The 23,862-nt window shown below is 60.7% G+C and carries 17 protein-coding genes and 1 pseudogene; 6 read left to right on the plus strand and 12 right to left on the minus strand.

Annotated features, from left to right (window positions below; genetic code table 11):
• Positions 1-248: 248 nt before the first annotated feature.
• Together CFE428DRAFT_RS15105 and CFE428DRAFT_RS15110 are read right to left on the minus strand one after the other, a co-directional pair.
• Positions 249-770 (minus strand): YqhG/Tai3 family protein, encoded by a 522-nt coding sequence (locus tag CFE428DRAFT_RS15105; protein ID WP_157447527.1) that lies wholly within the window; start codon positions 768-770, stop codon positions 249-251.
• A 220-nt stretch (positions 771-990) separates the two neighbouring features.
• Positions 991-4,533, minus strand: coding sequence for a hypothetical protein (locus CFE428DRAFT_RS15110; RefSeq protein ID WP_006980443.1), 3,543 nt, complete (start codon positions 4,531-4,533; stop codon positions 991-993).
• Positions 4,534-5,532: 999 nt separating this feature from the next.
• Between CFE428DRAFT_RS15110 and CFE428DRAFT_RS37360 the strand changes: the two genes are divergently transcribed.
• The gene (locus CFE428DRAFT_RS37360) at positions 5,533-6,003 is read left to right on the plus strand and encodes a hypothetical protein (protein ID WP_157447528.1); all 471 of its coding nucleotides are present in this window, start codon (positions 5,533-5,535) and stop codon (positions 6,001-6,003) included.
• Between the two features lie 293 nt (positions 6,004-6,296).
• Here CFE428DRAFT_RS37360 and dgt read toward each other — a convergent pair whose 3' ends face one another.
• The 5 genes from dgt to CFE428DRAFT_RS15125 all read right to left on the minus strand — a co-directional run bounded on the left by dgt (position 6,297) and on the right by CFE428DRAFT_RS15125 (position 11,284).
• Complete coding sequence (dgt, locus tag CFE428DRAFT_RS15115) at positions 6,297-7,289, minus strand: dGTP triphosphohydrolase (protein ID WP_006980445.1); 993 nt, start codon at positions 7,287-7,289, stop codon at positions 6,297-6,299.
• A 334-nt stretch (positions 7,290-7,623) separates the two neighbouring features.
• The gene (locus CFE428DRAFT_RS33740) at positions 7,624-8,931 is read right to left on the minus strand and encodes a DUF1553 domain-containing protein (RefSeq protein ID WP_006980446.1); all 1,308 of its coding nucleotides are present in this window, start codon (positions 8,929-8,931) and stop codon (positions 7,624-7,626) included.
• A 40-nt stretch (positions 8,932-8,971) separates the two neighbouring features.
• Complete coding sequence (locus CFE428DRAFT_RS39820; RefSeq protein ID WP_006980447.1) at positions 8,972-9,112, minus strand: hypothetical protein; 141 nt, start codon at positions 9,110-9,112, stop codon at positions 8,972-8,974.
• A gap of 34 nt (positions 9,113-9,146) precedes the next feature.
• Complete coding sequence (locus tag CFE428DRAFT_RS33745) at positions 9,147-9,911, minus strand: Ig-like domain-containing protein (protein ID WP_006980448.1); 765 nt, start codon at positions 9,909-9,911, stop codon at positions 9,147-9,149.
• Between the two features lie 458 nt (positions 9,912-10,369).
• Positions 10,370-11,284 (minus strand): dihydrodipicolinate synthase family protein, encoded by a 915-nt coding sequence (locus CFE428DRAFT_RS15125; protein ID WP_006980449.1) that lies wholly within the window; start codon positions 11,282-11,284, stop codon positions 10,370-10,372.
• Positions 11,285-11,468: 184 nt separating this feature from the next.
• On the opposite strand from CFE428DRAFT_RS15125, the gene CFE428DRAFT_RS33750 reads away from it, so the two are divergent.
• Positions 11,469-13,829 carry an ATP-binding response regulator gene (locus tag CFE428DRAFT_RS33750; protein ID WP_006980450.1) on the plus strand — a complete coding sequence of 787 codons (2,361 nt, stop codon included), beginning with the start codon at positions 11,469-11,471 and terminating at the stop codon, positions 13,827-13,829.
• Between the two features lie 101 nt (positions 13,830-13,930).
• Here CFE428DRAFT_RS33750 and araD read toward each other — a convergent pair whose 3' ends face one another.
• On the minus strand, positions 13,931-15,661 hold the full coding sequence (gene araD, locus CFE428DRAFT_RS15135; RefSeq protein ID WP_006980451.1) for an L-arabinonate dehydratase: 1,731 nt from the start codon (positions 15,659-15,661) through the stop codon (positions 13,931-13,933).
• Positions 15,662-15,677: 16 nt separating this feature from the next.
• Entirely contained in the window at positions 15,678-15,779 is a 102-nt protein-coding gene (locus CFE428DRAFT_RS41110; protein WP_420196885.1) for a DUF6429 family protein, read from the minus strand.
• Between the two features lie 112 nt (positions 15,780-15,891).
• Here CFE428DRAFT_RS41110 and CFE428DRAFT_RS15140 point away from each other — a divergent pair, with 112 nt between their 5' ends.
• The 3 genes and pseudogenes from CFE428DRAFT_RS15140 to CFE428DRAFT_RS15145 all read left to right on the plus strand — a co-directional run bounded on the left by CFE428DRAFT_RS15140 (position 15,892) and on the right by CFE428DRAFT_RS15145 (position 19,420).
• Positions 15,892-17,124 (plus strand): polysaccharide pyruvyl transferase family protein, encoded by a 1,233-nt coding sequence (locus CFE428DRAFT_RS15140; RefSeq protein WP_006980452.1) that lies wholly within the window; start codon positions 15,892-15,894, stop codon positions 17,122-17,124.
• Between the two features lie 185 nt (positions 17,125-17,309).
• A pseudogene (locus tag CFE428DRAFT_RS41115) lies at positions 17,310-17,696 on the plus strand (prolyl oligopeptidase family serine peptidase); the annotation flags it as partial.
• Positions 17,697-17,755: 59 nt separating this feature from the next.
• Positions 17,756-19,420, plus strand: coding sequence for a prolyl oligopeptidase family serine peptidase (locus CFE428DRAFT_RS15145; protein ID WP_006980453.1), 1,665 nt, complete (start codon positions 17,756-17,758; stop codon positions 19,418-19,420).
• Positions 19,421-19,474: 54 nt separating this feature from the next.
• Here CFE428DRAFT_RS15145 and CFE428DRAFT_RS35720 read toward each other — a convergent pair whose 3' ends face one another.
• Positions 19,475-19,627 carry a DUF3309 family protein gene (locus tag CFE428DRAFT_RS35720; RefSeq protein ID WP_083805169.1) on the minus strand — a complete coding sequence of 51 codons (153 nt, stop codon included), beginning with the start codon at positions 19,625-19,627 and terminating at the stop codon, positions 19,475-19,477.
• Between the two features lie 96 nt (positions 19,628-19,723).
• A complete protein-coding gene (locus CFE428DRAFT_RS15150; RefSeq protein ID WP_006980454.1) occupies positions 19,724-21,127 on the minus strand; it encodes a GntP family permease in 1,404 nt (467 codons plus the stop codon).
• Positions 21,128-21,403: 276 nt separating this feature from the next.
• On the opposite strand from CFE428DRAFT_RS15150, the gene CFE428DRAFT_RS15155 reads away from it, so the two are divergent.
• Positions 21,404-22,951: a sulfatase family protein gene (locus CFE428DRAFT_RS15155; protein WP_042725082.1), complete on the plus strand. Its 1,548-nt coding sequence runs from the start codon at positions 21,404-21,406 to the stop codon at positions 22,949-22,951.
• 9 nt (positions 22,952-22,960) lie between these two features.
• Here the strand turns inward: CFE428DRAFT_RS15155 and CFE428DRAFT_RS15160 are convergent, their stop codons facing one another.
• Positions 22,961-23,824: a cysteine hydrolase family protein gene (locus CFE428DRAFT_RS15160; RefSeq protein WP_006980456.1), complete on the minus strand. Its 864-nt coding sequence runs from the start codon at positions 23,822-23,824 to the stop codon at positions 22,961-22,963.
• Between the last annotated feature and the right edge of the window lie 38 nt (positions 23,825-23,862).

Consider the following 23,862-nt stretch of genomic DNA (forward strand, 5'->3'; position numbering starts at 1 on the left):
GGTTTGGCGCCAGCGCTGGCTATCTTGGTATTGACTTTCGCCCCGCTGAGGGCTGAACGAGCAACGTTCAGTCCTGCCTCAACCCGCGAAACGGAGTTTCCCCACAAAATGGGCATTCCCAAAGCCCCACTTTGGGAACGAGAGGAGAAGGAGGGGCGGAGAAAGTTCGTCTCGGCGAGACGCCGAGACCAGCACTCGCGAGTGCGCTCCCCGGAAAGCTCCGCGCCACCCATCTCCCCGTCGGGAGATCACTTAACGGGGTATTTCTTCCGATCCTTGGCCAGTTGGCGGAGCTCTTCCAATAAATTCCCCTTTTCGGAATTCCAGAAATTGATGAACACCCAGTGCCCGTTCACCGATTTCACCTCGGGGATGACTTGCGGCTTTTTGTCCTTTTTTCCGTCCAGGAAGTGATAGACCTCCACCCGGTAGGCGCCGTTTTTTTCCGTGACATTCCCGACCACGGAGCGGTCCACCGTCTCCTGGCTGTTGAGAAAGGGGTCAAAGTCGAGGCCCACGAGCTCGCCCGGGTTTTTCGCGGCCGCCGCGCTATCCTCCTTCAGCGCCTTCGTCAGCTCCGGGCTGAAATCCGCAGCTCTCTTTTTCAACGCCACATCGCTCGATGCCTCGTGCCGGTCATGTTTGCTCAAGGGCACATACCAATTGTAAAAATCCTGGACGAACTTGGCGGGCGAATCCGCGGCCTGAAGCGGAGCCGCACCCGCGCTCCAGGCAAAGAGCGCCAGTGCCGCAAGGAGGAGGATTTTCAAAGAGTTCATAGTGATAAGAGGACCGTGGGAAGGATGACAGGCGCGCGCGTGTTTTACAACGATCATCGAAGAGCTTGCGTTCCGGACTGATCTCAAACAACCCACCCCGGTCCACGAAACGGAGTTTCCCCACAAAGCGGGCATTCCCAAAGCCTCACTTTGGGAACGAGAGAAAAGGGAGACTGGAGTTCAGTCTCCCTTTTCGTTCGATGAGGTCGCGTTAGTGAACCACGCCAGTGAGTTGGAAGTCAACGAGCTGGATCTCCTTGAACCCATACACATTGTCATAGAAGTAGATCCTAATTTCCGTCGGCTGCGTGATGTTGCTATACGCCGACGTGATCGGCACATAGTAAGTGAAGGTGGTCGGGCTTCCCAGGCCGGTTGGATATCGTGTCGAGGAGTCATAGACCGCCGAGCTCACGGCAGGCTGGGCAGGCAATCCACCCACACCCACAAACAAGGCCGTCTGGCGGGCCGACTGGCTGTTATTCAGCGGGTTCAGCGTCCATTGAATGGCCGCCCCCCGCAGATCGAGCGAGTGTCCGGTGGGCGGCGTGACCGTCACGGTCAGATACTGTTTTTGGGTAACGGCGTCCGACAGTAATTCCGGCGTCGCGCTATTCGGTGTCCCCGTCGAGGGATACGGATTCATGAGCGAGACGCGGTAGGCATTTGGATAATTCGCATCCGAAACGCGCGCATAAATGCCGGAATTGCTATGGATGAATGTCCAACCCGTATACCCCAGCCCCGACGCCAGCGTGCTCGTCCACGTCCAGGGAGTTGGAGTGGTGAGAGGCGTCGCCACATTGTTGCCAGCACCCGCAAAGCTGGATTGCACAATCAACGTGTCGCTTCCCTTCGGACGGACCGCGATCTGAAAGGTATCCGAAGCCGATGCCCCCGAATTATCGGTCACCGAAACCGTGATCGTGTTGTTTCCCACCGGCAAAGAGGGGGAGATGGCATTGGCGGTCGTCGATTGGACCACTCCGTTGATGATCCATTGCGTCGAAACAATCGTGCCGTCGTAGTCCACCGATCCCGCCGTCGACAGGGGCACCACGACCGATCCCGCGCCGGTCGTATCCACCACCGCCTCCGGAACGTTGACGATCGCCCCGCCCGAGGTGCTCGTCACATCGAGCAGCGGCGGAATGTTCGAATCCGAATTCGGGAAGTTCGTTTGATACGTGACCAACGCATCGTACTTCGGATGGGTGGGCTGGTTGACATATTCGATGACGCCCCAGGAACCGTACTTACTCCATCCGCCGATATGGTCGAAGTTACAAAATTCCGCCACTCCGGCAGCCTGGAGTTCTCCCAGATACTCCGTATAGAGCGCTCCCATGGAAGGATCGCGATTGGCTGCCTCCAGGTCTCCGGTTAACGCGGTGTTGTTCACGTTGGCATAAGTAGCCACCAAACCCTGTCCACCCTCATAACAGTTGAGATTGACCCCGTGGGTATTTGCGATGGTTTTGAGACCGTTGATGGTGGTGAGGATATTGCCTTCCACATCGGCCCTCGCGTCGGCGATAATCTGGGGAGTGGTGGCCGTATTGACGGTGCCATCCGTGCTGACGTAGGTCGGCACGAGGGAATTCGCCACCGAGCCCCCAAAATAGGGAGCGACCGCCAGAGCGTCGGGATATTGAGTCCGCGCTTCCGGGGCGAGAATGCCGGCGTTAAACGCCGACAGCCGGTTCGTGGCATTGCCCGTGGAAAACTGGCTGCCCATCACGCGCACCAAACGCTTGGTGGCGTCGGCGCCCCATTCGTCATAGAACCACTGCCAGACATTGGCCGATTGATACGACGCATAGTAATCCCCGTATTTACCGGCAGGAAACCCAAGTGCCTGGCCGTGGCTCTGACACCAGTTATATTGCGCGCTAAACCCGCTATTCCAGGTTTCGTTCGAATACTCGATATAGACCTTCAGGTTGGAATTGAGTCCCGGCCAGACCAGGCTGGAGAGAGGATCGACTCCCGGCCGGTAGGGCGTGCCGTCCGCTTTCGAGCCGTTGTGCAGGACGAGAGCCAGATTTTGCACATAATCCTGCGTCGCTTGATGCGGGACATTCACCCAGATGTTTTCATTCAACAGATTGGCGATCGCGATTTGATATTCCAACGCCACGCCGGTCACCTGGCTTTGCGTGTAAGAAGTAGGCAACGTCCGGTCCGCCCAGTTCACGATGGGACTCCCGTTTGTCGCCCCCCAATCCATCATCCGCAAAGTGGCGAAATTATGGAGAGTCGCATAGAAATCAGGATTGAAAGGCGCCGTGATCCGATTGACGGTGTCCCCCCCGAATCCCGGAGTGAATGCCGAGGGGCTGAGAAACTCAATGTTTCGCAGATAATCTCCGGTCGAATTAGGATCGGAAGCATACAGCGCAAAATAGATATTCGATCCCGCCGAGGTCGCAGGATTGACAGTAATGGCAGGGCTGTCCCAGTAGCGCGTCACCCCGTCGGTGTCCAGGGGGAGGGAGGTGATGGCCGTTCCGGCAGGGTTATTACTGCCCGGCACCGTTGGCCCAAAATAGGTCGTGAAAGCATTCGTCCCATCGGAATTGATGGCGTGAATGGAAAACGAGCCCGTTCCGCGGAATCTCAGCCGGTAGCGTCCCGATTCATAGGCGATAACAATGCTGTGAACGTATTGCTGGCTGGATATCGCGTTGGAGCTATACGCGGGACGTGGATCCGTTTGTGTTCCCGAGTAAGGCCCCGGAATCAGCGTTTGCGTGAAGGGCAACTTGGTCGGCCAGCCGTTGCTGTCGAGAGTCAGCCCGTAGCCGTTCAGCGCGGTGGCCCAAGGGCCGGAGTAAATGGTGTTCGAATTGGCCGTCAACCACGTACTCGTATATTTGAACACGTCGAGAAAGGGATGAGACGTGGTATAGTAGGAGACGCCTCCCAGATTCATGCTCAGTTTCATGACGGGCGTGCAATAAAGGCCGGTCGCGCTGAAAGTATCGAAGGCATACAAGCCCGTGTAATTGCGCGAGCCGCGCCCAATCCATCCTACCGCCTGCACATCGCCGAAGGTCTGCGCCGCGTAGACCAGCCCGCTCTGGGGGATATCAAAATTCGTGCCCGTCAGCGTGATGGGCGCCCAGCGAAAACCGGCGGTACTGTTGTTATTGAAATTGGTCAGGGTAAAGGTTCCCGTGGCCGCCGCTTTGGCTTCCGAAACGTAATAGGTCGAACCGTTCAGAATGATGAACCGCGTTTCCTCGGCATCGCCTCCCGTGATATGGCTGTCATCCGTGATATGCACCGAAAGCGTGCTGCTCGAGTCGAACGTGTCGCTGTACGAAGGTTGGTTGCCGGGGAAGTCACCTCGCTTCCACAGGTAGACCATATTGACGTTATTAATGTTGGTGCTGGACCCTGCATTGCTCATGACAAAAACCTTGGGCGCATTTGGCCATCCCGGAGGATTGTTGTTATGGATGCGGGCATAGGGTGCACTGCCGAGAGTGCCGACGCTGACCACATTAATGCCTCCAAAAATCTGGGCGGTGGTGGCCGTGGCGGGAACCAAAGGGGTAGTCAGGCTCGGATCAAAGTTCCACCGCCCGGTATTCGTCCCATTACTGTAGGAAATGGGCAGAGTTAGATAGGCTCCGCCATTGATCGTCGCGTTCGCCGCGTTAAAGTCGACGAACGTTGCCGGGGTTGCCGCCATAAGTGAAGCTACGGCCAGAAGCGACATGGCGAGTAGGGTAGCGAATTTGAGCATGGTTTTGATTCCTTTGGGGGTTAGAGGAGTTCCACTGATTGGTTCAACAGACGGAATCCGCCGCGGGAAGACTGGGGGGCGGCAGCGTCCGGCATTATCTTTATTTAGCCCGAGCGCCTTATATCCCACGGAAAATTTTTTGAGACCCACGGCTTGAATCACAAGGCGTTAAACGAGCGTTAGCGACGAGGGTCGACGGCCCGCGTAATGAAGTTGCCCCAAGGATGTAACCTCCACCATCTCCCACATCCAATGGCGCTACCACACGTGCGCCGGCGCCGTCGAGTGTTAGATGGTTGAGTCTTGGTTACTCGCCCTGACACATTCGCCGTCGCTTCGCCCCGCCTTTTGGGCTGCCTGCGGCAAGCTATCTCCGCTTCGCTACAGTTCCTCGCTTACCCGAGGCGTCACTTCGGGGCATATCGCCCACCGAGGGAGGCGGAGGGGAATCGCGGAAGACTGGCGGATGGGCGAGCAAGACCCCCGCCGGTCCATTGCCTTCACCCGCGGCTGTTGGTCTGGATGCAAGTTCTACGGCCTTCGCCCAGTTTGTGGGGACTCGTCTCCTGGGAGTAACTTTCGAAGCTCATTATCGCTCCGCGTGAAATGTGAAGAGTCGACCCCGAACAGACGCTTCACGGAATGTCGCCCAATGAGGAGGCGGACGGGAATCGCGGAAGGTTGGCGGACGGGCGAGTGAAGCCCCGCCGCTGTGTTGCCTTCATCTTCGACTGTTGGTCCGGATTCAAGCTCGTCGGTCTTCGCCCAATCTTGTGGGACTCGTCTGCTGGGAGTAACTTTGCGAAGCTCATTATCGCTCCGCGTGAAGTGTGAAGAGTCGCCCCCGAACGCGCCCTCCGCACACCTCCTTTTCGCTTGCAAGGCGCCCTTTCGTCCCCTCAAATCGGCCGTGCAAATCCCCACGGAGAACATACGCTGATAGCTTCACTTCCTCCAGCTGGTCTAATTAACTAATAGGCGACTTCCGCGCGCATTTCCATGAAGAACGACCCACATAGGCAATTCTGCCGACGACAACATCGACTAGTGGCACATTATCTTGCCTTGCAGGCGTGGCTCCGAGGTCTTGAATGCATCGTGCTCAGCCGAGCCGACCTGATGCGCTTTTTCGGTCTCACACGATTCAAGAGTGCACGAATCAAATGGCTTCAGAGTGACATGAAGCCTTGGTTTCCACATCAAGAAGCCTACTACAAGACTTCTTCGCCATCATCGATTCATTCTCTGTTTCTCTCGCGTGTGCCCATCGACCCGCACTTACCAAGGGGTTCTATGTCAACTGCTGACCGTATTCGTCGCATGGCTTCCAACTCTCCACGCACCGAACCCTTCATTGCATTTAGCGCTATGGCTGCGGCCCCGAACGAAGAAGAGATACTCCGTGAGCTTACATTCCTGACTACCGGACTCGCTACGCCGACGATTTATGAACCGGACGAAACCGCCTAACCAAGCATCGCGGCGAGCGGGACGGGTTACGCGCTGCTGCGTTCGGCGCGCCCATGAGTCCGTCGCTGAGGTTGGGGGTCGTAGGCCATTCCTCGCACTTTTCACAAAATCTCTTTTCAGGGAATTGGCCCCGAATACACGGACTTAACCTATCTCTCAACGCTTTTTCCGGTTGCGGGGAACCGACAATAAAACGGGGGAATTGCTCGGTTTAATGACATCATCCGGCTTGATAGAATCAACTCGCTTGCTGCCTCCCTTTTCGCCGACAACCTCAATTTCTCCAGCCTGCATTAGTCGAACCAATGCCTGACGAACCATTTCATCGCTAGCCATTGTGCGGTTGCAGTATGTCTCGATGAATGCGCGGTAAGAAATTCCGCTGGCGTATCCGCGAGAATGTCTTCACCGATCTCGTCAGCCTTGGCGTCTAGTATCGCCCGAATTTGACCGGCTTGAATTGACCGCTCGCTGTAAATTCGCTGTTTGGCATTACCAACTTGGCGTTCACCCCAGCTCAAGACGCCCTTTTTGACTCCGTCTTCGACATCCACTGCAGAGTAAACGATGTCGTCGCTTGCCTCCGCCAAGAATGTTATCGGATTGCGAGATCCAGCTGTGCCAGTTTTAGACCGAATGTTTTTAATCAGATCATCCTCGGAAGTAAAATAGCCGAGTTTCGAACGATCGTGCTGATTTTTCGGTTTCCCAATTTCAAGTGAGTTTGCCGTGTATTTACACGCAGCTGATAGCGTGGCGTACGTTAGATTAAGACCGCTTCGGTCGGAAAGAATTTGCAGCTTCGCGAGTAAGCGTATTGTCTGAGCATTGCCTTCGAATTTGAGGAAATCCTTTTTGAGACGTTCGCTTTTTTTAGGAAATTTCTTAAACACCTTTGGGTGCTCTTCGAACCAGTCCTGAATTGCTTTTTCACCTGCATGTCCAAAAGGAGGGTTGCCGATGTCATGAATAAGGCCAACCGTGGCGGCGATCATTTCAATTTCGTACGCCTGCTGAGAATCGACGATTTTCCCTTCGAAAAGCTTTGCCGCAACTGCATGCGCTAGGTCGCGTGCGACTGAGGAGACCTCCATTGAGTGTGTGAGGCGCGTACGTACTGCGTCAATAGGTTCTAGAGGAAAAACCTGCGCCTTATCTTGCAATCGCCGCACCGGTGTCGAAAACACTGCACGGCCGTGGTCGCGTACGATCTCCGAACGCCTTTCTTCGGTTTGACGGTGTGTTTCGCGAGTTCGTTCTTGGCAGAGCAGCGTTTTCCAATCCATAAGCGAGCTTGTTCTTGGCTGATCGACGATTCAAGTTTGGAAGTGCATTTACTGCTTTTCAGACGAATTTTGGCGATGTACCGCCATGGTGCATCTGCGACCGGCGTTTAAAAGTAAGAATTGGGCCGGAAATTTCATCGCCTAAAAAGAAACTGCTTCGAATTCAGCAGAGCGCAGGCGATGTCTTCCGCGGCTTTGCGGCGATCCTGGTCGGAGCCGCTACCTAGGAGGCTGGTGCAGCGTTCGGATTCAATCTGAGTCGGAGCCGCTCGCCCATTGACCGGCAGCCACTTGTCCCGTATGCCGCCACCTCGGCGGGTGATGCCCTCCGCAACTACTGACGGAAGATGAATTCCTTCGAATTCAGCAGGGCCCAGGCGATGTCTTCGGCGGCTTTGCGACGGTCTTTGTCGGAGCCGCTGCTCAGGAGGCCGGTGCAGCGGGAGGATTCGGCTTCGGTGGGAGCCCGCGTGATGATGGTCCAGAAGAGTTGGTCGACGATTTTGGTGTCGTCTTTTTCCGCTGCCAAGAGCTGGCCGAGGCGGTTGTCGGGGCGGGTGATGAGCTGGTGCAGGAGCGGGCCGCTGATGAGTTGGAAGACTTGCGGCATGGCGGTTTCGTTGCTCCGCTCGCAATCGCTGGCGATGAGGCGCGGAGGTTTGCCGAAGCTGGCTTCGAATTTGTCGATGCTGGTGGTGAGCGGCTTGTAGTGTTTGCGGCCTTCGGCCATTTGGGCGACGCGGGTGATGCCGGGGCGGACGTTTTCTTTTTCCAGCGGGAGGGGGGTGGCGAGGACGGCGCTGCAGGAGTCGAGGAGTTGCTCGGCGCTGAGGCGGCGGACGATGCTGTGGCTGTTGTTGTCCTGGTCGTCGGCGTTGGTGGCGTTGGGGACGTCGCTGAGCTGGTAGACGCGCGAGACGGTGATGGTGCGGATGAGCCAGTGGAGGTCGTAACCGTGTTTCACGAAGTCCTGGGCGAGGGCCTCGAGGAGCTCGGGATGGGCGGGCGGGTTACTCTCGCGGAAGTCATCGACGGGGTCGACGAGGCCGCGGCCGAGGAGGTTGAACCAGACGCGGTTGACCTGCATGCGGGCGAACATGGGGCTGTGCGGGAGCCAATCGGCGAGGGCGAGGAGTTCGTCGTGGTCGTCGCTGATTTTGGGCGGCTCGGCGACGCCGAGAAAGCGGGGCTCGGCGGGCTGGTTGGTGCGGGCGTTGAGGAAGTAGGCCTTGGGCTTGATGAGGATGGTCTGGTCGCCCTTGAATTCGTTTTTGTCGCTCTTGTCGGTGCCCTTGATGCCGGAGAGCTGGTAGTCGATGCGGGCGAAGAGGCGGGCCCAGTTGTAATAGTCGTCCTGGGTCCAGCGCTCGAAGGGGTGGTTGTGGCACTGGGCGCACTTGAGCTGGGTGCCGAGGAAGACGCGGGCGGTGCTGTCGGCGCGGGTCTCGGGATCGCGATTGGCGCGCCACCAGTTGGCCGGCGGGTCGTTCAGGGTGCTGCCGCGGGCGGCGATGATCTCGCGGGCGAATTGGTCGAGGGGCTTATTTTTCGCGATGCTGTCGCGGATCCAATCGTGGAAGACGCGCATGCCGTCGTAGTCGAGCTGGCGCTGTTCGATCTTGAGGAGGTCGGCCCATTTCAAGGCCCAGAAGTCGGCGAACTCGGGGCGCTGGAGGAGGGTGTCAATGAGCCGGGCGCGTTTGCTTTTTCGTCGAGTCGGCGAGGAAGGCCTGGGCGTCAGCGGCGGGCGGGACGAAGCCGAGGAGGTCAAGGTAGGCGCGGCGGACGAACAGGGCGTCGCTGCACAGGCCGGAGGGGTTCATGCGCAGGAGGCGCAGTTTCTGGAAGATCTGTTCGTCAATGTAGTTGTTCGTGGGCGGGTTGCTCCAGACGAAGTTCGGCCGCGCGGGGATGAAGGCGATGGGGACGGCGTACCTGTTTGCTGAGGTAGCGGACGAGGATGGTGATCTCGCCGGTTTTTTCGGCGGTGACGTCTCCTTCGGCGGTGATTTTGGCGACCTGGTTATTCTGGTCGTAGACGGCGAAGCGGGTGACGTCGCGGGTGGTGCCGTCGGCGAAATGCGCGGTGACCTGGAGGCGGACGTCTTTGGCCGGCGCGATGATGACGTGGCCGGGGAGCCGGACGTCGAGCTGGGTGACTTTGGGGGCGTGGATGCCGGAGTCGGGGGCGCCGGCCTGGAGCCATTTCAGGAGGATGTTGTATTCCGGCGAGCCGACGGGGAAGCGCTGGCCGCCCTCGTGGGAGAGCATGGCCGTAGGCTTGAGGAGGATGAGGCTGTTTTCGGGGGCGAGAAGGTTGACGCGGCGGCCGGATTGGTCGCGGGTCAGGGCCTGCCAGTCGAGATCGGGGTCCTGGCCGCGAAGGGAGAGCTTGAAGCCGCCTTTGCCGGTGGCGTTGCCGTGGCAGCCGCCGGCGTTGCAGCCGGCCTTGGAGATGACCGCCATGACGTCACGCCGGAAGAGCGGGGTGTCGGGGGAGGCGGTGGCTGAAGGGGAGTCCGTGGCTTGCACCGCAGCCGAGGATGTCGCCGTATCGCAGAGCAACGCGCCGGCCGCGAGGGCGGTGCAGCGGAGGATGCGGGCGAGGGGCGGGCGGGGCATGTTCGGGCGGGCGGGGTGTGCCTATAAGAGAACCACGTAGGCGCGGGGAAAAATAGGGAGATTTTTCCGGGGGCGAGGGGCGGAACACCCAACACCCAACACCCAACACCCAACACCCAACATCCAACATCCAACGCCCAATCGGCCCCCATGGCGCGGCGAGCTTCTCTTGCGTGCTCGGTCCCAAGCTGCACTTTGAACCGCACTTATGAGGGCAGTTGCATTGCCCGGCGTTTTTCGGGCGGTGTCGATTTCCTCCGCCCGCAGACACCCCCTCCATGCGAAGTAAAACTTCGCTCCTAAGGACGTTACCAAGTGCAACTTGGTAACGAGCGCGGGGGAGGTCGCCAGGCGACGGCCGGGCACCTTTCCGTGGACCAAGGTCCACGGCGACAGGCAAATACTGCTCCGCGATCAGAAGAATCGCGGGCGTATATCGCAAGTGAATGTCGGTTGGCCTACGCCTTGTTCCAGGCGACGAGGCCTTGGGCGGCGGGCTGGATTTCGTCGAGGAGCTCGTCGCCGAGGTTGGTCATCAGCGGCAGGGCGGGGCCGGTTTCGGCGATGCCGGCCAGGGAGACGGCGTGGTGCAGGACGGGAATCGGGCCGTGGCTGTTGCGCAGGGTCTCGAGGGTGTTGAAGCGCTCGCGGATGGCGTCGGCCTTGGCGAAGTCGCCGGCACGCATGGCATTGAGCATTTCCTGGGAACGGCGCGGGGCCACGCAGACGCAGCCGCTGGTGAAGGCCTGCACGCCGAACTTTTGCCAATGAACGATGGCGGGCTGTTCACCGATGCCACTGACGATGAGGCTTGGGTCGACGGTCTTGACGAGGCCGGCGAGGAGGTCATCCTGGGCGGGGTCCGGGCGGACGACGGCGTATTTGATCCAGGAGATGGCGCCGGCGGCGACGAGGGATTTCACGACGTCGAGGGTCACGTAGCCCTGGTCCTTGATGTAGAGGACGATCGGCTTGCCGTATTTCTCGACGAGCTTCATGACGCCGGCTTGCACGCCACGCGGGGAGCTCACGGCGACGGTGGGCAGCAGCATGGCGGTGGGGAATTTCTTCTTCGCGAGGATGGCCGCCTGGTCCATGGCGGTGCCGAAGTAGGGCCCGAAGGCGGGGACGATGAGCGTGTCCGGACCGGCGGCGGCTTCGAGCTGGTCGAGCACGAGTTCGTATTCGCTCAGGGCGATGTTGTAGAAGTTCGCATTGCCGCCGTAGAGGAGCGTCGTTACGCCACCGGCCTCGATGTGTTTGATGAGTTTGGCGTTCTCCGCGGCATTCGGTTTCAGTTGCGCGTCGCGGCAGAGCGGCGGCACGGAAATGACGGAGGTATGGAGGTCGGCTGGGGAAATGGACGTCTTCATCGGATTTGGCAGGGCACCGTTCCACCCTTTCCGGGGGCTTCCGGCAAGCGGGAAGTCTGGCATAAAGCTAACATTGCGCTGGCACCGTGGGTGCTTCTCTGGAACGGATGCAACCCTGCTGTTGCCGTCACCCAGCGTTAGGACTAGGATCGGAGGCTTATCCGCCCCCAGAAATGGTCATTGCATGAGCGAACCCCTCGGTCATCCTTCTGTCCCGCCACAAACGCTGGCGGCGCTCGGTGGTGCGCAGTCGGGCACCGAGGTGAAAGCGCGTTCCTCGACCAAGGGGCCGGCGGGACGTCGCTCGCTGGTCTTCAAGCTCACGCTGCTCGTGGGGCTGACGCTCGCCGTGCTGGTCGCGACCATCGTGGTGGCGAATGGGCTTTTCTGGCAGAGCGTGCTGCGCAAGACGGTGGACAACCATCTCAGTGCCATGGCCGTGAGCCGGCGCGACACGCTGCGGGCCCAGATGGCGCAGTTGCAACAGCGGGTGGAGCTCAACACGGACCGCGGTGAGCTGCGCGGCTATTTGAGCAGCCTGAGCAACGGGACGGATACGAATGCCAGTAAAAACCGCGACACGGCGCAGCAAACGCTCAGCCTCATGGTGAAGAGCAAACCGGTCATCGGGGTTATGGTCGCCGATACCACCGGGCACGTGGTGCTCACCACCAACGCGTCGATGATGGGCCGTGACGTCAGTACCTATGCATCGTACCAGGCGGGATTGGACAACCCCTACTTCGGCGTCCCGCAATTGGGCAAGGACGGCCACAACGTGGCCATGATTTCGGCGCCCATCCGCGCGCGGGAAGACCCCCACCACATCCATGGCGTGCTCCTGGTGACGAACGACATCACGGCCTTGGAAGACGCCTTTCGGGACCGGACCGGCCTTGGCGAAACGGGCGAAGCCATCCTCGGCATGTCCGACGGAAAGCAGATCCGTTACCTCATTCCGCCGCGCAACAGCCCTCCGGCGACCGGGACGTCTGCGGATTCCGTGCCCGCGCTCAAGGCGGCCACGGAAAACCGGGAATCTTTGGTGAAAGGCGTCGACCAACGAGGCATCGCGGTGATCGCCGCGGGTTGTCCCCTGGGCTATAGCAACTGGGGTCTAGTCATCAAGATGGACACCAAGGAGGCCTACCTGCCGATCCTGCACGTGGTGCAGCTGGAGGTGCTGTCCGGCGCGGTCGTCATCGGACTGGGGTTGATCGCCGCTTATTTCCTGGCCCGCAGCTTCACCCACCCGGTACGACAGCTCACGCGGGCGGCATCGCGGGTTACCGAAGGCGATTACGAGACCATGGTGCCGGTGAAGTCGGCGGATGAATTTGGGACGCTCTCGACGAATTTCAACGAGATGACCACGGCGATCCGCGCCCGCCGGATGGAGCGCGACCGGGCGGAGGAAGCGCTGCGCCACGCGGACCGGCGCAAGGATGAATTCCTCGCCATGCTGGGGCATGAACTGCGCAATCCGCTCTCGGCCATCGCGAATGCGGTGCGCCTCTGGAATGTGGCGGGCGACGACCACAGCGCGGTAGAGCTGGCCCATGGGGTGATCGAACGCCAGACGGATAACCTGAGCCGCCTGGTGGACGATCTGCTCGACGTGGCGCGCATCACCGAAGGAAAGATCGAGCTCCGCAAGCGCCCGGTCGATGTGAATGAATCGATCCATCGGGTGGTGGAAGCATTGCGGCCGGCGATCGACCAGCAGCGGCACGAGTTGCAGCTCCTTCTCGAGAACGACGCGAAGATCTGGGTCGACGCAGATCCGACCCGCGTCGAGCAGATCATCAGCAATCTTCTCACCAACGCCATCAAGTACACCCGCAAGGGCGGCGAGATTAGGATCGAGGCGCGCCGGGAAGGCCACGAGGCGGTCATCAGCGTGAACGACACGGGTATCGGCATCGCGCCGAGGATGCTGCCGCAGATTTTCGACCTTTTCACCCAGGGCGACCACTCGCTGGATCGCCCCACGGGTGGGCTGGGCATCGGGCTCAGCCTATGCCGGCGGCTGGTGGAGCTGCATGGTGGCACGATCACTGCATTCAGCGAGGGGGTCGGACGAGGCTCCACATTTACCGTCCACCTGCCTACGATCTCCGCTCCCGAGTCGACCATGCTTCCCGAAACCACTGCCCAACCTGTTCCTCCCGGCCGTCAACGACGCATCATGCTGGTGGATGATAACCAGGATACCGTGCATTCGCTGGCCCGGCTGCTCACCCTGCGCGGGCATGTGGTGGCGACGGCGTTTGATGGCGTAGCGGCCCTGAAGCTGGCTCAGGAGTTCCAGCCGGATTTTCTGTTGCTCGACCTCGGACTACCGGGACTCGACGGCTACGAACTGGCCCGGCGTTTGCGCGCCCAAGGCTTCATTCGCACGCCGATTGTCGCGATCTCCGGTTACGCGCAGGAAGGCGACCGCATCCGCTCGCGGGAGGCGGGGTTCAATTACCATTTCGCCAAGCCGGTGGATTTCGAGGCGCTGGCGGAGTTGATCGTGGAGGATCCGATCACGGGGGAGTAAACGGCGGTCTTAATCTTAATCTTAATCGTAATCTTACTCTCTCCCCCTTCGGCTAAAAACCGGAGGGATTAAGATTACGATTAAGAAGCGGAAGAAGCCCCTCAATGAATCGCCGGCTCCGGCGTCGGTTTGCCGTTGGAATGCAGGAAGCGGAAGTCGCAGCCTTCATTAGCCTGCGTCACCTCATTGAGGAACAACGCGCCGTAACCGCGCTCGTAATGCCGCGGGGCGGGCTTCCACTCCGCGCGGCGGCGGGCGAGTTCGTCATCGGCCACTTCGAGCGTGAGCGTGCGGGCGGCCACATCGAGCGCGATCATGTCGCCATCGCGCACCAGCGCCAGCGGACCGCCGATCGCGGCTTCGGGCGCGACGTGCAAGACACACGCGCCGTAGCTCGTACCGCTCATGCGTGCGTCCGAGATGCGCAGCAAGTCGCGCACGCCGGTTTCGAGCAGACGTTTCGGCAACGGCAGCATCCCCCACTCCGGCATGCCAGGCGCGCCGATCGGACCGGCGCCTTGCAGGACCATCACGCTATCCGCGGTGATCGGCAGCGAGGGATCGTCGAGGCGCTTGGCGAGATCGGGATAGTTTTTGAAGACCACCGCCGGGCCGCGATGCTTGAGAAAACGCTGCTCCATGGCGCTGTGCTTGATGACCGCGCCATCGGGACAAAGATTGCCGCGCAACACCGCCGTGCCGCCTTCCGCGGAAAGCGGGTTCTCGCGCGAGCGGATGACTTCGCCATTCCAGATCTTCGCGTCGGCCACATTCTCGCGGAGCGTTTTGCCATTCACGGTGATGCAATCGCCATCGAGCAGGTCGAGCAATTGCGCCAGCGTCGAGGGCAGGCCACCAGCGAAATAGAAATCCTCCATCAGGAATCGTCCCGCCGGCCGGAGATCGGCCAGGCGCGGGGTTTTGCGGGAGATGGTGTCGAAATCTTCCAGCGGCAATTTGACGTTGGCGCGTCCGGCCATGGCGACGAGATGCACGATGGCATTCGTCGAACCACCGACCGCCATGTCGGCGACGATCGCATTGTGAAACGCCGATTTCCCGAGGAAGCGCGAAGGGTTCAGGTCAGTCCAGGCATTCTCCACTGCCTGCCGGCCGCTTTCCGCGGCCATGCGCCAGTGGCGGGCATCGCTAGCCGGGATGGAGGACGCGCCGGGCAGCGTGAGGCCGAGCGTTTCGGTGATCGCCGTCATCGTGCTCGCCGTGCCCATCGTCATGCAGTGGCCGTGCGAACGCGCGATGCCATCCTCGATCTCGCACCAGTCTTCCTGGGTGATCTTTCCGGCGCGCAATTCCGCCCAATACTTCCACGCATCCGTGCCCGAGCCGAGCGTCTGGTCGCGCCATTGTCCGCGCAACATCGGCCCACCGGGCACAAAAAGAAACGGCAGCTCCGCGGAGAGCGCGCCCATGATCAGCGCCGGCGTGGTCTTGTCGCACGCGCCGAGCAACACCGCGGCATCGATCGGATGACTCCGCAGCACCTCCTCCGTCTCCATCGCGAGCAGGTTGCGATAGAGCATCGTGGTCGGTTTCATGAAATTCTCCGCCAGCGAGAGCACCGGGATCTCCAGCGGCATGCCGCCCGCCTGGAGCACGCCCTTCTTCACATTCTCCGCGAGCACTTTGAAATGCAGATGGCACGGATTGATGTCGCTCCACGTGTTGAGGATCGCGACCACCGGCTTGCCCACCCAGTCCTCGGGGCCGAGTCCCATCTGGCGCAAGCGCGAGCGCTGGCCAAAGGTGCGCAAATCATTGGGGCCAAACCAGCGGAAGCTGCGGAGTTGTTCGGGAGTGCGGCGGGGTGTCATGAGAAAGCGTCCAGCACTATGTCCTGCCGAAAAGTTTTGCAAAGAGTTCCCTGCATTTCGCGAGCCCCTCCCCGGTGAGCACCACCGACTTCGCTTTCCCGACTGGATCGTAAATCATGCCGTTGTAGGGATCTCCACGACGCAATTTTCGCGCAACGCCCTTCCGCCTGCGGGGTTGCGCCGGTCCAACCTCCTGCGGCAGGTTGAGCCGCAGCCAAACTCATTCCCTCATGAATCGCCGTCATTTCCTCCAGCTCACGCTCGTCGCCGCCATTCGCGCCTCCGTCCATGCCGCGGACCAACGCCCGCCCCGGATCATCCTGCGCAATTCCTGGCAGACGGTGAACATCGGCGACATCGGCCACACGCCGGGCATCCTGCATCTGCTCGAGCAATATATCCCCGAGGCGGAGGTGCGCCTCTGGCCGACGAATATCGGTGATGGTGTGGAGGAAATGCTGCGCCAGCGCTTTCCGAAGCTAGTGATCATCAAGACACCGGAGGAAATCAAAACGGCCTTTACCGAGTGCGACTTTTTCCTGCACGGCTCCGGCTCGGGTTTCGTCGCGCAGAAGCACGTCGCCCAATGGCACCAGGAAACGGGCAAACCGTACGGCATCTACGGCATCAGCCTCACCAGTGCGACGCCGGGCAATGAGACCCGGGAACTCATCGACGGCGCCCGTTTCATTTTCTTCCGCGATGGCCATTCGCTCGAATGGGCGAAGCAGGCCGGCCTCAAGTGTCCGGTCATGGAATTCGGCCCGGATGGCGCCTTCGCCGTGGACCTGCGCAACGATGAAGCGGCGAAGAAATTCCTGAGCGCCAATGGGCTCGAGGAAGGCAAATTCCTCTGCGTCATCCCGCGCTACCGCTACACGCCGTATTGGAAGATTCACCACAAGCCGATGAAGCCGGAGGAGGAGGTGAAGGCCAAACGCAACGAAGAGATGAAGGAGCACGATCACGCTCCGTTGCGCGCCGCGATCGCTGCCGTCATTCGCCAGACGGATTTGAAGATCCTCGTCTGTCCCGAGGACGAGAGCCAGATGGAGATCGGCAAGGAGATGCTCGTCGATCCGTTGCCCGAGGACGTGAAATCCCGCGTGGTGTGGCGCCCGAATTACTGGCTGACCGATGAAGCCGTGAGCACCTACGTGCGTTCCGCCGGGCTCTTCGGATTGGAAATGCACAGCCCCATCATGTGCATCGGCAACGGTGTGCCGGCCATCGTCTGCCGTTTCGTCGACCAAACTTACAAGGGGCTCATGTGGCGCGACATCGGTCTCAACGACTGGCTCTTCGACATGGATGTGCCGGAGGACGTCGCCCGCCTCGTCCCGACAGTCCTGGCGATGGCCAAGGATCCCGCGGCCGCGAAAGCGAAAGCTGCGAAGGCGTTGGAGTTCGTCCATCAGCGCCAGCGCGAGACGATGGCCGTGGTGAAGAAGTCGCTCGCGTAGATCGTGACGCGAGCGGAAGTGATCAGTAATCAGTAAGGAAGTAGCGCAATGGCACTGATCACTGATTACTGACACCCCTCCGTTGTCGCTTTCCCCCGCGGCCTCGATGTAGGTTTCCCCTTCCTATGAAATCTGCACACTCCCGGTTGGCGGTTTTGTTTTCGTTGGCCAGTATCCTGGCCACGATGAGTCACGCGGAATATCCGCCCACGGAAAAGAAACCGGTCACCGACGAGTATCACGGCGTGAAGGTCATCGACGATTACCGCTGGCTGGAAGACGCGGGAACTCCGGCGGTGAACGCATGGACCGACGCGCAGAATCACTTCACGCGCGCCTATCTCGATGCGCTGCCGGATCGCGCGGGAATTCAGGACCAATTGACCGCGTGGTTCGCCAAGGACTCGCCGAGTTACGGTTGGCTGACAGCACGCCCGAACCGGATTTTCGCGCTCAAGTTTCAACCGCCAAAACAACAGCGGTTGCTGGTCGTGCTCGCTTCGGTGAACGATACCGCCACGGAGAAAGTCGTCCTCGATCTCAACGCACTCGAACCCAAGGGGCACGTGGCGATGGATTGGTACGTCCCCTCGCCGGATGGCAAGTTGGTCGCGGTGAGCCTCTCGGAGAAATGGCAGCGAGGACGGGACGCTGCAATATTTACGACACGGAGACGGGCCAGGCGTTGCCCGATCGGATCGCGCACGTGCAATACCCGACGGCCGGCGGCAGCGCCGCGTGGGCGACGGATAGCAAATCGATCTACTACACGCGCTTTCCTCGCGAAGGCGAGAAGCCCGAGGTGGATCTCGACTTCTACCAGCAGATCTATGTGCACCACTTGGGCACACCGGATACAGCCGATACCTATTCCCTCGGCCGCGAGTTTCCGCGCATCGCGGAGATCGAGCTGGGCACTTCGCGCAGCGGCCGCTGGCTGCTGGCCTCGGTAGCCAATGGCGACGGTGGCGAATTCGCCCATTACGTGCGCGATCTGCGCGGCGGAGATGCTGCCAGGTGGCGGCAGGTGACACATTTCGAGGATGGGATCAAGCAGGTGGAAATCGGCTGCGACGACGGCACGCTCTATTTGCGTTCGGTAAAAGACGCGCCGCGCGGCAAAGTGCTGCGCCTGCCATTGAACGACACCGCGAAGCTCAAGGACGTGAAGGAGGCGACCGTGGTCGTTCCCGAAAGCGAAGCGGTCATCGAAAGCATCACCCCCACCGCTTCATGGCTCTATGTGTCAGACCTCGTGGGTGGCCCCTCGCGGCTGCGGCGTTTCGATCTCGAGGGGAAGGACGTCCGCGAATTGCCGATTCCGCCCAACTCCGGTGCGGGCAATCTGGTTCCGTTGGAAGATCGTCCGGAGGACAATCGTGTGCTCTTTCGCGAGACGAGTTACGTCGCGCCAGATGCCTGGTATCTTTACACCCCGTCGGAACACAGCTTGCAGAAAACCGCGCTGGCCCGGACTTCGCCGGTGGATTTCAGCGACATCGAAGTCGTGCGCGAATTCGCCACTTCCAAGGACGGCACAAAAGTGCCGGTCAACATCCTGCGCCGCAAAGGCACCCCGCTCGATGGCAACAATCCCACACTGCTCACGGCGTATGGTGGCTACGGCATCAGCCTTCGACCGGAGTTCAATTTCACGGATCGCATCTGGTTCGATCGCGGCGGTATCATGGCCATCGCCAATATCCGCGGCGGTGGTGAATACGGCGAAGCGTGGCACTTCGGCGGCAACCTCACGCACAAGCAGAATTGCTTCGATGACTTCGCCGCCTGCGCGCAATATCTCATCGATCACGGCTACACGAACCCGTCGCGTCTCGCCACGGAGGGTGGCAGCAATGGCGGCTTGCTGATGGGCGCGTTTCTCACGCAGCACCCCGAGCTCGCCCGGGCGGTCGTCTCCCACGTGGGCATCTGCGACATGCTGCGCGTGGAACTCGATCCCAACGGCGCCTTCAATGTCACCGAGTTTGGCACGATCAAAGACCCCGAGCAGTTCAAGGCCCTCTACGCCTACTCGCCTTACCATCACGTCATCGATCGCACGAAGTATCCCGCAGCCTTCTTCCTCGCCGGCGCTACGGATGGCCGCGTGAACCCCGCCAACTCACGCAAGATGACCGCCCGTCTCCAGGCGGCCACGAGCTCCGGCCGGCCCATTTTGCTCCGGCTGAGCGGTAACTCCGGTCACGGCATGGGCACCGCGCTCAGCGAGCGCATCGCGCAGGAAGCCGATGTCTTCGCTTTTCTCTTCGACCAACTCGGCGTCAAAAAGTAGGCCGGTTGGATATTCCCATCCGGCATCCCGGCGCGGCGTCTGGCGTGGGGATCGTCAGATTACATGCAGCAGCCACAGAATCAGCAGGATCAATAAGATGGTGCCCAAACCTCCGCTCGGACCGTATCCCCAACGACGGCTATGAGGCCAGGTGGGCAGGGCTCCGATGAGCAGCAGAATCACGATGATGAGAAGAATTGTTATCACATCCTCGGAATCGCATTAAAACATGCTCGCACGGGCATGCCTCGGACCGAAATCGCACCGGCGTCAGCGGCGATCGACCGGAAGCCCCCCGTGTGATCAGACCATCGGCCAGAGCAACGAGACGATCATCGTCAGCACGAGGCCGGCGACACCTTGGAGGGCCATCATCGGGGAAACGGTGCGCAGGGTCTGGTCTTCGCGCAGGCCGCTCAGACGCGAGATGATCCAGAAGCCACCGTCGTTCATCCACGAGAAAGGTTTCGAGCCGCAGCCGATGGCGAGAGCGAAATAGACCGGGTTCACATGCGCATGGCCGCTCTCGATGAACGCCTTGGCAATCGGCGCCGCGGTCAACATCGCCACGGTGGCCGAACCTTGGGCGGTACGCACCAGCGTGGTGATGAGAAAGAGTGCGGGAAGGGCGAAGGCTTGCATGCCGCTCAGCGTCGAGCCCAGTTGCTCCGAAATACCGGTGTGCCGCAACGCTCCACCAAACGCTCCGCCGGCGCAGATGATGAGCAATACCGTAGCGCCGGTGGTGAGCGCGTGGCCCACCGCTTTATTGGTCGCGGCGCGATCCCGTTTCCAGACCAGCAGCCCCAGCGCGATGAGCGCGCCGATCAAGAGCGCCATTTCCTTTTCGCCCAAGACTCGCACGACCGCCGCAAACACGCCGGGCGCGGGATCCGGTGAATTGATCGAGGCGGAAAGGGCGATGAGGAAAATGGGCAGCGTCACCGGGATCAGTGAAAGCCAGAGCGGCGGCAACGTGTGATGCATGGCGTTCTCCACGATGGCCGCGTCCTCGGCGGGGACTTCGAGGGTGTGGTGGCGATTCGACCACAGGGCGAAGGCGACGCCGAAAAGGGCCGCGCCGAAACCGATGAGACAACCCATCGCCATCATCCGGCCGATCGGCACGCCGAGCGCGACGGCGACGAACATCGGGCCCATGCACGGCGGGACCAGGGAGTGCGTGATCGTGCCCCCAGCGACCGTGCACATGACCATCAGGAGGTAATTGCGCTTGGTCTGCCGGGCCACAGCCTTGGTCAGCGGCGAGAGAAGATAAAAGGTCGTCTCAAAAAAGACCGGGATGGTGAGAAAGAACGACGTGATGAAAAATGCCCAGTGCGCCCGCGCCGCTCCCATGGTGCGGAGCAGCGCCGAGGCAATCGATTCCGCCGCGCCGGAGAGCAACATGGCCTCGCCGAGAATCGAGGCCATGATGAGCAGCAACCCGAGATTGGTGCAGGTGCGGCCAAACTCCTCGGCCACGCGCGCGGCGGCGGGCTTGGTCGGGAAAGCGGCTGCGGCCTTTGCGGAATAGTCGCCCTTCTTCAATTGTTTGGCCGCGTAGCTTTGCAGCGCCGATTCCGGCGTGAGCAGCGCCACGGCAAAAGCCGCGAGCACCAGGGCGAGGAACGCATGCATGCGCAGCGTGAGGATGCCGCCGACGACAATGGCAATGCCGATGAGCAACAGGATCAGCGGGCTCATACGGGGAAAAGAAACTCGGGGGCAAACACGCTGCACAAGCAAGCGGAAGGCGTGGAGCTTGGGAAGGGGGAAGTGGGGGAACGTCCAACACCCAACACCCAACATCCAATGACGCAAGCGTATGCGTTGCCGCTGCGGACTATTGGACGTTGAGCCGAGGCTTTGCGAGACGCCCATGGTGCCGTAGGCGCAATGTTCGATGTTGGGCGTTGGATGTTCTGCCTTTTCTTTTTCCACAACAACAAGCGGTCGAAATGGTTATACGCAGGCACCGCAATGAAATCGTCCCCTGCTCTTTTCTTCGCCACATTTGCCGCATTCGTCTTTGGCGTGAGTGCCACGGCGCACGCCGCAAGCAAGCCGAACATCATCATTCTCTACGCCGACGATCTTGGCTACGGCGATGTCGGCTGCTACGGCGCGACCGCGGTGCACACGCCGAATATCGATCGCCTCGCGAAAGAAGGTCTCCGCTTCACCGATGGCCACGCGGCCGCGGCCACGTGCACGCCTTCGCGTTATGCGATCCTGACCGGGGAATATGCCTGGCGCAAACCGGGGACCAACATTCTGCCCGGCGACGCTGCGCTGATCATCGATCCTCAGCGCACGACGCTCCCCTCGATGCTGAAGGGCGCCGGTTACGCGACGTGCGCCATCGGCAAGTGGCACCTTGGCCTGGGCACGAAGGACACACCGGTGAATTGGAATGGCGACATCAAACCCGGCCCGCATGAGATCGGGTTCGATTACTCCTTCATTCTCCCCGCCACCGGCGACCGCGTCCCCTGCGTCTACGTCGAGAATGGCCGCGTCTTGAATCTCGATCCGAAAGACCCAATCGAAGTCAGCTACCAACACAAGGTCGGCAACGAACCCACGGGAAAGGAAAACCCGGATTTGCTCAAGATGCAGTATAGCCATGGACACGATGCCACCATCGTGAATGGCGTTTCGCGCATCGGCTGGATGAGCGGGGGCAAGGCGGCAATCTGGAACGACCAGGAGATGTCCGACACGCTGGCGAAGAAAGCGGTCACGTTTATCGAGCAGCACAAGGATCAGCCTTTCTTCATTTACTTCGCCACGCACGACATCCACGTGCCGCGCTTGCCGCATCCGCGCTTCGCCGGCAAGACGCCGCTCGGGCCGCGCGGCGATGTGATCGATGAAGTGGATGACGCTTTCGGCCAGGTGGTCGCCGCGCTCGATCGGCTCAAAATCGCCGACAACACGATCGTGATTGTCTCGAGCGACAACGGACCGGTGGTCGACGATGGTTACAAGGATGACGCCGTCCAGAAGCTCGATGGACACAAGCCGGCCGGTCCGTTCCGTGGCGGCAAATACACTTCCTGGGAAGGTGGCACGCGCGAACCGTTTATCGTCCGCTGGCCCGGACACGTGAAGCCGGGCGTGTCGGATGCGCTCGTTTGCCAGGTCGATTTTCTGGCCTCCTTCGCGGCGCTCACCGGACAAACGCTTCCCGAAGATGCGGCACCAGATAGCATGAACGTGTTACCCGCGTTGCTCGGCGAATCCAAGACCGGCCGCGAAACCTTGATCGAACAAGGCGGGCCGCTGTCCATCCGGCAGGGCTTGTGGAAACTCATCGTCGCGCAGAAGGCGCCGCCGAAAAAGCCCATGGCGCTGGAAGATCACGATCGCCCGGTACGCGACACCGGCGCGGGCGGTGGCCTGCAGCTTTTCAATCTCGCTGAGGACATCGGCGAAAAGAAGAACCTCGCCGAGCAACAGCCCGACAAGGTCAAGGAATTGCAGGCCCTGCTGGAGAAGATGCGCGCGGCGGGGCGGACGCGGTAGAAAAGACTTCTACTCCGTGTCGCCTTTGAAGCGGAACGGCTGGCCGCCGAGGAGCGCGGTGCTGAGGACGGACGGGCACCAGTATTTTTCCACGTGCTGGATCATGAGTTGCGTGCCGGCGAAATGGCTCACGTGCGGTGCTTGCGCGGGATTGTACATCGTGTCCGTGAGGTCGCGGATGAGGACCACATGCTTGCCCTCGCCCACCAACTGACGGATGGCGAAGGGCCGCCCGAGCACACACATATTGAGGTGCACACCGCAGACCAGCACGTTTTGAATGCCGCGCTGTTGCATGAGATTGTAAGCCTCCGCGCTGTCGGTAATCGCGTCTCCCTCCGCAATCTCGATCGCTGCGTTCTCCCGCGTCCACGGATATGGGTCGCCCTTCTTCCACGTGCGCGCGCAATCGCATCCGCCATCGGTGTCATCGATCGGCAATGGCGCCTCGAGCGTCGGATCGACGTAGCACCATTTCTTGAGTGGCACGGGCGGGGTGGCCGGCGGCGCGGCCTGGGCCAGCTTGCGTCCCGGATAGTCCTTGTAAAAGTCCATCGTGTTGCTCGGGCAGTGAATGATGAGCACGCCCTTCGCGCGCGCCGCCCTGGCAAACTCATTCACATGCGGCGCCAGCTCGCCCACGCGCTCCTCGGCGTTCGGACAGGTGTGCTTGTCCCACATGTCGCAGATGACCAGCGCCGTCTGGTGCGGATCCCATTCGAGGGTCTTGTTTACTTCGCGGAATACCCCGCTGTCCTGCGCCGTCTCCACGCGCTCACGCGCAGGAAGGCGAAGGGGCGCTGCGTCCTCCGCGAGGACAGAGGTGACGCCACAGGCTGCGGCAACTAACAGGGAAAGAGTGCGGGGAAACATGGGTGTTAGTTTTGACCCGCAGGGACGTTTTGGAAAGG

The sequence above is a fragment of the Chthoniobacter flavus Ellin428 genome (assembly GCF_000173075.1).
Taxonomy (GTDB): domain Bacteria; phylum Verrucomicrobiota; class Verrucomicrobiia; order Chthoniobacterales; family Chthoniobacteraceae; genus Chthoniobacter; species Chthoniobacter flavus.

What these genes read in the sequence shown, in the direction of transcription:
- CFE428DRAFT_RS15110 (WP_006980443.1), bottom strand. Translation starts at nt 4,533, where the DNA reads ATGCTCAAATTCGCTACCCTACTCGCCATGTCGCTTCTGGCCGTAGCT.
- dgt (WP_006980445.1), bottom strand. Translation starts at nt 7,289, where the DNA reads ATGGATTGGAAAACGCTGCTCTGCCAAGAACGAACTCGCGAAACACAC.
- CFE428DRAFT_RS39820 (WP_006980447.1), bottom strand. Translation starts at nt 9,112, where the DNA reads ATGAACCCCTCCGGCCTGTGCAGCGACGCCCTGTTCGTCCGCCGCGCC.
- CFE428DRAFT_RS15160 (WP_006980456.1), bottom strand. Translation starts at nt 23,824, where the DNA reads ATGTTTCCCCGCACTCTTTCCCTGTTAGTTGCCGCAGCCTGTGGCGTC.
- CFE428DRAFT_RS15145 (WP_006980453.1), top strand. Translation starts at nt 17,756, where the DNA reads ATGGCAGCGAGGACGGGACGCTGCAATATTTACGACACGGAGACGGGC.
- CFE428DRAFT_RS33750 (WP_006980450.1), top strand. Translation starts at nt 11,469, where the DNA reads ATGAGCGAACCCCTCGGTCATCCTTCTGTCCCGCCACAAACGCTGGCG.
- CFE428DRAFT_RS15155 (WP_042725082.1), top strand. Translation starts at nt 21,404, where the DNA reads ATGAAATCGTCCCCTGCTCTTTTCTTCGCCACATTTGCCGCATTCGTC.
- CFE428DRAFT_RS37360 (WP_157447528.1), top strand. Translation starts at nt 5,533, where the DNA reads ATGAAGAACGACCCACATAGGCAATTCTGCCGACGACAACATCGACTA.
- CFE428DRAFT_RS15140 (WP_006980452.1), top strand. Translation starts at nt 15,892, where the DNA reads ATGAATCGCCGTCATTTCCTCCAGCTCACGCTCGTCGCCGCCATTCGC.
- araD (WP_006980451.1), bottom strand. Translation starts at nt 15,661, where the DNA reads ATGACACCCCGCCGCACTCCCGAACAACTCCGCAGCTTCCGCTGGTTT.
- CFE428DRAFT_RS33745 (WP_006980448.1), bottom strand. Translation starts at nt 9,911, where the DNA reads ATGCCCCGCCCGCCCCTCGCCCGCATCCTCCGCTGCACCGCCCTCGCG.
- CFE428DRAFT_RS15125 (WP_006980449.1), bottom strand. Translation starts at nt 11,284, where the DNA reads ATGAAGACGTCCATTTCCCCAGCCGACCTCCATACCTCCGTCATTTCC.
- CFE428DRAFT_RS15150 (WP_006980454.1), bottom strand. Translation starts at nt 21,127, where the DNA reads ATGAGCCCGCTGATCCTGTTGCTCATCGGCATTGCCATTGTCGTCGGC.
- CFE428DRAFT_RS41110 (WP_420196885.1), bottom strand. Translation starts at nt 15,779, where the DNA reads ATGATTTACGATCCAGTCGGGAAAGCGAAGTCGGTGGTGCTCACCGGG.